Source organism: Micromonospora coxensis (assembly GCF_900090295.1).
Classification (GTDB): Bacteria; Actinomycetota; Actinomycetes; order Mycobacteriales; family Micromonosporaceae; genus Micromonospora; species Micromonospora coxensis.
The window spans coordinates 5,958,138-5,964,516 of the sequence record NZ_LT607753.1 but is presented as its reverse complement, the minus strand read 5'-3'; the positions used below and the strand labels follow the sequence as shown (position 1 = coordinate 5,964,516).

Below are 6,379 nucleotides of genomic sequence, written 5' to 3'. Positions count from 1 at the left end.
CCGCTTAAGTGCCTACCGGCAAGTAAATTTTCGGCGAGAGGCCCCGAAGGCCACTGTTTTTCCGCCCCGTCCGGCCCCTTAACGGCTGCTCAGGAGGGGTGCGCGGGCGCTCCGGGCGTCACCCATCGTACGGCCGCGGCGGCGCCGGGTCGATGCCCCGGGTGAAACTTTCCGGCAACTGGGCGACGAGATCCTGGAACTCCCCGACGGTCACCGCCTCCCTCAGCGTGGCGAAGACGGCCCGGACACCGACCTGCGCGGTGGCCGGCTCGACACCGGCCCGCTCGGCCACCCGGCGCAGGAACTCCAGCGGGCCGTACGTGTCGGGCCGCCCCGCCCCGCCGGCCTCCGCCGGCCCGGCCAGATAGGCGCTCAGGTCGTCCGGGAGCTGCGCGGCCAGGTCGTCGGCCTCGCCGGCCTGAACCCGCTCGGCCACCGTGCGCAGCACCGCGCGGGAGATCGCGGCCGCCTGGTCCGGCCGCAGCTCCGCCCGACGGGCCACCGCGTCGACGAAGAGGGGAAAGCGCACCACGGCCTCCTGCCGTCCACCGAGCTCCCGCCCGTACGACCCGGCCCCGATCCGGACCCGGGTCGGCATTCCGACACCGCGTCCGCCCGGCCCCGGAGCGGGAATCCGTGCGCGGTTACCCGCCCCCGGCCGGCGCAAACGGCCCTGGCGGGCGGTCGGGCGCCCGAAACGACCGGCGACCGACCGCCCGCACCGGGCTCAGGGCGCACGGGCGGCCGTTTCCGATCACGCCCGGCCGCGCCGCCACCGCTCAGCCGGAGGGGCCGGGACCGACCGGTGACGGGGAGCCGGCGCGGGCGAGCATGCCGACGGCGGCGACGGCGCAGCACGCCGCGACCACCGCCAGCAGGAGCGGGTAGCCGCCCGGTCCCCCCAGCGCGGTGGCCGCGGCCACCGGGGCCACCGCCTTGGCGACGGTGACCGCCGCGGCCAGCCGGCCGGCGATGCTGGCGTAGGCGGTCGCGCCGTACCGGTCGGCGAGCAGCGCGGGGGTGGCGAGGCTGGCCACGCCGAAGCCGAGTCCGAAACCGACGACGCCGACCACGGCGCCGGCCCGGCTGCCGGCCAACCACGGCAGGGCGGCGACCGCGACCGCCTGGACGCCGAAGACGACGGCGACGACGGTCGCGACGGGCACCCGCCGGCGGGCGCCGGCCAGCACGAGCCGGCCGGTGACGGAGAGGACGCCGAGCAGGCCGGCGGTGGCGGCGGCGACGGTGGGCGGGTGACCGCGGGAGACCAGGTACCCGACGAGGTGGACCGTCATGACGCTGGTCGCCACCCCGTGCGCGGTGAGGGCGGCGGCCAGGATCCGGAACCTCGCGTCCCGCATCGCGGTGACCACCAGGGCCCGCCGGTCGGCGTCGTCGGCCCGCCCGGTGCGGCCGGTCGGGTGGCCGGAGCGGGGACGGCGCACCGTGAGGGCGTGCAGCGGCACGGTGACCGCCCCGTGCACGGCGGCCAGGACCAGCAACGCGCCGCGCCACCCGAGGTGCGCCTCCAGCAGGCCGGTGAGAGGCATGAAGACGGTGCTGGCGAACCCCGCGACGAGGGTCACCACGAGCAGGGCGGTCGGGCGCCGGTCCGGGCCGAACCAGGAGACGACGACGGCGAAGGCCGGCTCGTAGAGGACCATCGCGCCGGTGACCCCGATGGCGACCAGCACGGCGTAGAGCTGCCCGACGGTCCGCACCTGGGACCAGGCCAGCAGCAACGCGGTGGCGGCGACCGAGCCGACGGTCATCAGGGCGCGGCCGCCGTGCCGGTCGAGCCACCGCCCGACCGGCACCGCCATGAGCGCTCCACCGAGGACCGAGACGGTGAGCGCGCCGGTGACGGTGGTGGCGGACGCGCCGAGGGTGGCCGCCATCGGTCGCAACAGGACCGGGAAGGCGTAGTACAGGGTGCCGTAGCCGACCGTCTGGGTGACGGCGAGGGCGGCGACGAGCCGCCACGCGTGGGCCCGGCGCCCGTCGACCGTGGGGTCGGCGGGCGCCGGGACGGTGGCGCGCATCAGCCGCAGCAGCCGGCCTGCGCGCCGGAGGGGGCCGCGTCGAGCGTGACCAGGGACAGCGGCGCGGCGAGCAGCCCACCCGCGACGCCGGTGGCGAGCCCGCGCGCGGCCGGGGCGGGACCGCAGCAGCTCTCCCCGGTGGCGGAGTCGGCGGGGTCGCTGTTGCACACCCCGGTCTCGGGCAGTTCGAGCTGGACGTCACGGGCGGCGTCCCAGTCGCCGGCGAGGGCGGCGACGACCGAGCGGACCTGCTCGTAGCCGGTGGCCATGAGGAAGGTGGGGGCCCGGCCGTAGCTCTTCATGCCGACGGCGTAGTAGCCGGTCTCGGGGTGCGACAGCTCGTCGACACCGTGCGGGGGCACCGTGCCGCAGGAGTGCTCGTTCGGGTCGATCAGCGGGGCGAGCGCGCGGGTGGCGCCCAGCACCGGGTCCAGGTCCAGCCGCAGCTCGGCGGCGAGGGAGTGGTCCGGCCGGAAGCCGGTCGCCGCGACGACCCGGTCCACCGGCAGCGACTCCTCGGTGCCGTCGGCGTGGCGCACCACCACCGCGACCCGGGCGCCGGTCGGGGTCAGGGCGTGCACCGAGAAGCCGGTGAGCAGGCGGATCCGCCCCGCGTCGACGTGCTCGCGCAGCCGGACGCCGAGCGCGCCCCGGGCGGGCAGGGCGTCGGCGTCGCCGCCGCCGTAGGTCCGGGTCGGGCTGGCCGACCGGATCGCCCAGGTCACCTCGGTGCCCGGCACGGCCGCGGCCAGCTCGGCCAGGGACAGCAGCGTGTTGGCGGCGGAGTGGCCGGCCCCGACGACCAGGGTGTGCCGCCCGGCGAACCGGTCCCGGTCCGCGCCGAGCACGTCGGGCAGGGCGTGCTCCAGGAACGCCCCGGCCTCCTGCTCGCCGCGGGCGGGCAGGCCGGACGCGCCGAGCACGTTGGGGGTGCCCCAGGTGCCCGAGGCGTCGATCACCGCGCGGGCGAGCAGCTCCTCGCCGTCGGCGAGGCGGACCAGGAACGGCGTGCTCTCCCGGCCGGCGGTGCGCAGCCGGTCCAGCCCGAGCCGGCTGATCGCCCGCACCCGGGCGCCGAAACGCACGTGCGGCTTGATCGCCGGCAGTTCGGCGAGCGGCTGGAGGTAGTCGGCGGCGAGTTCGGCCCCGGTGGGCAGGGCGTCGGGGTCGGGGGCGACCCAGCCGGACTCGTCGAGCAGCCGGCGGGCGGCGGGGTCGACGTCGTAGCGCCACGGGGAGAACACCCGCACGTGCCCCCACTGCCGTACCGCCGCGCCGGCGCCGGCACCGGCCTCCAGGACGGTGAAGGGCAGGCCACGCTCGTGCAGGTGCGCCGCGGCGGCGAGGCCGACCGGTCCGGCGCCGATCACCACGACGGGCAGCTCGTCCAGGACACTCATGGGACAACTCCTCTGTCTCGAAAACTGTCTAATCAGAAGGGCGGACGGGGCCCCGGCAGGTCCGGCCGGGGTCGGTCAGCGCACGACGGGGCTGCGCCGCTCCAGCAGCACCACGTCGCGCCAGCGGCCGTGGTGCCGGCCGACCCGCTCCCGGGTGCCGACGACCCGGAAACCGGCCCGGCGGTGCAGGGCGAGGCTGGCGGTGTTCTCCGGGAAGATCCCGGACTGGATGGTCCAGATCCCGGCCGCCTCGGTGGCGGCGATCAGGGCGTCCAGCAACAGCGCGGCCACCCCCCGCCCCCGCGCGGCGGGGTCGACGTAGACGGAGTGCTCGACCACCCCGGCGTACACCGGGCGGGCCGAGGTGGGCGAGACGGCGACCCACCCGAGCACGGTGTCGTCGGCGTCGACGGCGACGAGGCGGTGCGCGGCGTGCCGGCCGGCGTCGAACGCCGCCCAGGTGGGCGCGACCGTCTCGAAGCTCGCGTCGCCCCCGTCGAGCCCGGCCTGGTAGATCGCCAGCACCCGCTCGGCGTCCGCGGCCGTCATCGGGCGGACGGTGACGTCGGCCATCAGCAGACTCCGTTCGGCGTGGGGGCGGGACGCCCCATGACGACGTCGGCGGCGGAGGGGAAGCAGCCGACGCAGGCGTCGTTGACGCGGTAGTGGCGGGCCGTGCCGACCGCTTCGACCAGCACGAACCGCACCTCGGTCAGGATCTTGAGGTGCTGGGAGACGGTGGACTGGGCGAGCCCGACCGCCGAGACGATCTCCCCCACGCTCATCGGCCGGGCGTGCCGGGCCAGGTACTCCACGATCTGCACCCGGGTCGGGTCGGCCAGGGCGCGGAACCAGGACGCGTACGTCCGGGCCGCGTCCCGGTCGAGCAGGTCACCCATCTCTCCCACCTCATCATCGTCGATCGCCGATTGACGATCGAGCTTACCCGGCCGTCGCCACCCCGCCCGGCCGGACCCCACCTGCGACCGCCTGTCTCGACGGCCGTCTAATCAAACGGTTGCACGTTGATTAGACAGATGTCAACCTAGACCCATGCCGAAACAAGCGCTGCCGCTCACCGTCGCCGACCTGAACGGGGAGACGCCCTGCTGCCCGCCCCTGGCGCAGGGTCGCGTGCCGGCCGAGACCGCCGCGATCCTCGCCCCCGCGTTCAAGGCGCTCGGCGACCCGGTACGGCTGCGGCTGATGTCGATGATCGCCTCGGCCGAGGACGGCGAGGCGTGCGTCTGCGACCTCACCCCCGCCTTCGACCTGACCGGGCCGACGATCTCCCACCACCTGCGGACGCTGCGGGAGGCGGGCCTGGTGGACGCCGAGCGGCGTGGCACCTGGGTCTACTACCGGGCCCGTCCCGGCATCCTGCGCCAGTTGGCGGCACTGCTCACCGTCGAACCGGCCGTCGGGTCGTAGACCCCCACTCACCGCGCCGGCGCACCCGCCCGACGCCCGGGCCGGCCGGACAGGTGCCCGGCGAGCGCGGCGATCACGTGCGCCGCGTCCCGGCCGACCCCGCGCAAGGTGTTGGAGGCGAAGGACCGCTGGAACTCCCACCCCAGGTGGACGAGGCCCGGACGGTCGGCGTAGACCCCGCCCACCGGCCGGGGCGCGCCCGGCTCCCGCAGACCGAGCGGGTCGAGGTACCCGACGTCCGGGCGGTAGCCGGTGGCGAACAGGACCGCGTCGACCGGCTCCGCCGCCCCGTCGCTCCAGACGACACCGTCGGGGGTGAACGCCGTGAACATCTCCCGACGGGTGATCAGCCCGGCGGCGAGGGCGGCCCGGTGGACGCCGCTGTCGATCACCGTCGCGCCCCGGACGACGCGGCGCACGACGGCGGCCGGCAGCCGGTCCAGGCCGGTGACGTCCAGCCAGTGGTGCAGGTCCCGGCCTCGGACGCGTTGCGGCAGGAACCGCACCGGCCCCCGGGTGGCGAGGGTGACCCGCGCGTACCCGGCGATCTCGTGGGCGACCTGGACGGCGGAGTTCCCGGCGCCGACCACCACCACCCGCCGGCCGGCGTACCGGTCGGGCCGGCGGTAGCCGGCGACGTGTCGCAGTTCCCCGGTGTAGTCGTCCTGGCCCGGCAGGCGCGGCAGGTACGGGTTGCCGAAGGATCCGCCAGCGGCGACCACCCCCGCCGCGGCGATCTCGTCCCCCGCCTCGGTACGGACCAGGTATCCCCCGTCGGGACGCGGGTGCACCGCGTGGACCCGGACCCCGGTGCGGATGTCGACGTCGAGGCCGTCGGCGTAGCGGCGCAGGTACGCCACGACCTCGTCCCGGCGCGGGTAGCGGTCGGGGTCGCCACCGAACGCCAGCCCGGGCAGCGCGCTGTGCCGGGCGGGCGAGAAGAGGGTGAGACTGTCGTAGTAGTCCGGCCAGGAGCCGACCGGCTCCGCTCCGGCGTGCAGGACGACCGGTCGCAGGCCGGCGAGGCGGGCGGCCCGGGCGGCGGCGAGGCCGGACTGGCCGCCGCCGACGACCACCACGGGTTCGGTTCGTGACGTCATTCAGAGATCATATCGTCGTTTCGTTAAATGACAATATGATGTCCGGGAGAGAGGGTGTGACCATGAGTCAGGCGCTGACCGGAGAGCCGGCGGACCCCACCAGCGGCGACGCCCCCGCCGGACTGGACCCGCGCACGCAGGAGTTCCTCAAGGCCCTGGCCAGCCCCACCCGGCAGCGGATCATGATGCTGTTCGCCCGGGGCGCGGAGCTGTCGGTGGGCGAGGTCGCCGAGCGCGCCGGCATCAGCCAGGCCACGGCGTCGCAGCAGTTGACGCTGCTGCGCCGGGGCGCGGTGGTCACCGCACGCCGTGACGGCAAGACGGTCTGGTACCGGGCCGACCGCGAGGGGACGCTCGCCGCCCTCGCCGAGCTCCGGTCGTACCTGACCACCTGCTGCTGAACCGC

General features: G+C 75.9%; 8 protein-coding genes. 2 read left to right on the top strand and 6 right to left on the bottom strand.

The annotated features are described in order from the left end of the window. Positions 1–118 precede the first annotated feature (118 nt). From GA0070614_RS27240 to GA0070614_RS27220, 5 genes are all read right to left on the bottom strand, one after another. Complete coding sequence (locus GA0070614_RS27240; RefSeq protein WP_231933401.1) at positions 119–598, bottom strand: DUF2267 domain-containing protein; 480 nt, start codon at positions 596–598, stop codon at positions 119–121. Positions 599–779: 181 nt separating this feature from the next. Continuing rightward, positions 780–2,042, bottom strand: coding sequence for an MFS transporter (locus GA0070614_RS27235; protein ID WP_088978626.1), 1,263 nt, complete (start codon positions 2,040–2,042; stop codon positions 780–782). Continuing rightward, entirely contained in the window at positions 2,042–3,442 is a 1,401-nt protein-coding gene (locus GA0070614_RS27230; protein ID WP_088978625.1) for an FAD-dependent oxidoreductase, read from the bottom strand. Before GA0070614_RS27230 ends, GA0070614_RS27235 begins: the two co-directional genes overlap by 1 nt. A gap of 75 nt (positions 3,443–3,517) precedes the next feature. Continuing rightward, on the bottom strand, positions 3,518–4,015 hold the full coding sequence (locus GA0070614_RS27225; RefSeq protein ID WP_088978624.1) for a GNAT family N-acetyltransferase: 498 nt from the start codon (positions 4,013–4,015) through the stop codon (positions 3,518–3,520). After that, the gene (locus GA0070614_RS27220; RefSeq protein ID WP_088978623.1) at positions 4,015–4,341 is read right to left on the bottom strand and encodes an ArsR/SmtB family transcription factor; all 327 of its coding nucleotides are present in this window, start codon (positions 4,339–4,341) and stop codon (positions 4,015–4,017) included. Before GA0070614_RS27220 ends, GA0070614_RS27225 begins: the two co-directional genes overlap by 1 nt. Before the next feature lie 154 nt (positions 4,342–4,495). Here GA0070614_RS27220 and GA0070614_RS27215 point away from each other — a divergent pair, with 154 nt between their 5' ends. Further along, positions 4,496–4,873 carry an ArsR/SmtB family transcription factor gene (locus GA0070614_RS27215; protein WP_088978622.1) on the top strand — a complete coding sequence of 126 codons (378 nt, stop codon included), beginning with the start codon at positions 4,496–4,498 and terminating at the stop codon, positions 4,871–4,873. Between the two features lie 8 nt (positions 4,874–4,881). Here the strand turns inward: GA0070614_RS27215 and GA0070614_RS27210 are convergent, their stop codons facing one another. Then, positions 4,882–5,973: a flavin-containing monooxygenase gene (locus tag GA0070614_RS27210; RefSeq protein WP_088978621.1), complete on the bottom strand. Its 1,092-nt coding sequence runs from the start codon at positions 5,971–5,973 to the stop codon at positions 4,882–4,884. A gap of 62 nt (positions 5,974–6,035) precedes the next feature. Between GA0070614_RS27210 and GA0070614_RS27205 the strand changes: the two genes are divergently transcribed. After that, a complete protein-coding gene (locus GA0070614_RS27205) occupies positions 6,036–6,374 on the top strand; it encodes an ArsR/SmtB family transcription factor (RefSeq protein WP_088978620.1) in 339 nt (112 codons plus the stop codon). The last annotated feature ends 5 nt before the right edge of the window (positions 6,375–6,379 follow it).

Bases quoted from the DNA above. Each gene is read 5' to 3' on its own strand.
- GA0070614_RS27240 (WP_231933401.1), bottom strand. From the start codon at position 598: ATGCCGACCCGGGTCCGGATCGGGGCCGGGTCGTACGGGCGGGAGCTC.
- GA0070614_RS27235 (WP_088978626.1), bottom strand. From the start codon at position 2,042: ATGCGCGCCACCGTCCCGGCGCCCGCCGACCCCACGGTCGACGGGCGC.
- GA0070614_RS27230 (WP_088978625.1), bottom strand. From the start codon at position 3,442: ATGAGTGTCCTGGACGAGCTGCCCGTCGTGGTGATCGGCGCCGGACCG.
- GA0070614_RS27225 (WP_088978624.1), bottom strand. From the start codon at position 4,015: ATGGCCGACGTCACCGTCCGCCCGATGACGGCCGCGGACGCCGAGCGG.
- GA0070614_RS27220 (WP_088978623.1), bottom strand. From the start codon at position 4,341: ATGGGTGACCTGCTCGACCGGGACGCGGCCCGGACGTACGCGTCCTGG.
- GA0070614_RS27215 (WP_088978622.1), top strand. From the start codon at position 4,496: ATGCCGAAACAAGCGCTGCCGCTCACCGTCGCCGACCTGAACGGGGAG.
- GA0070614_RS27210 (WP_088978621.1), bottom strand. From the start codon at position 5,973: ATGACGTCACGAACCGAACCCGTGGTGGTCGTCGGCGGCGGCCAGTCC.
- GA0070614_RS27205 (WP_088978620.1), top strand. From the start codon at position 6,036: ATGAGTCAGGCGCTGACCGGAGAGCCGGCGGACCCCACCAGCGGCGAC.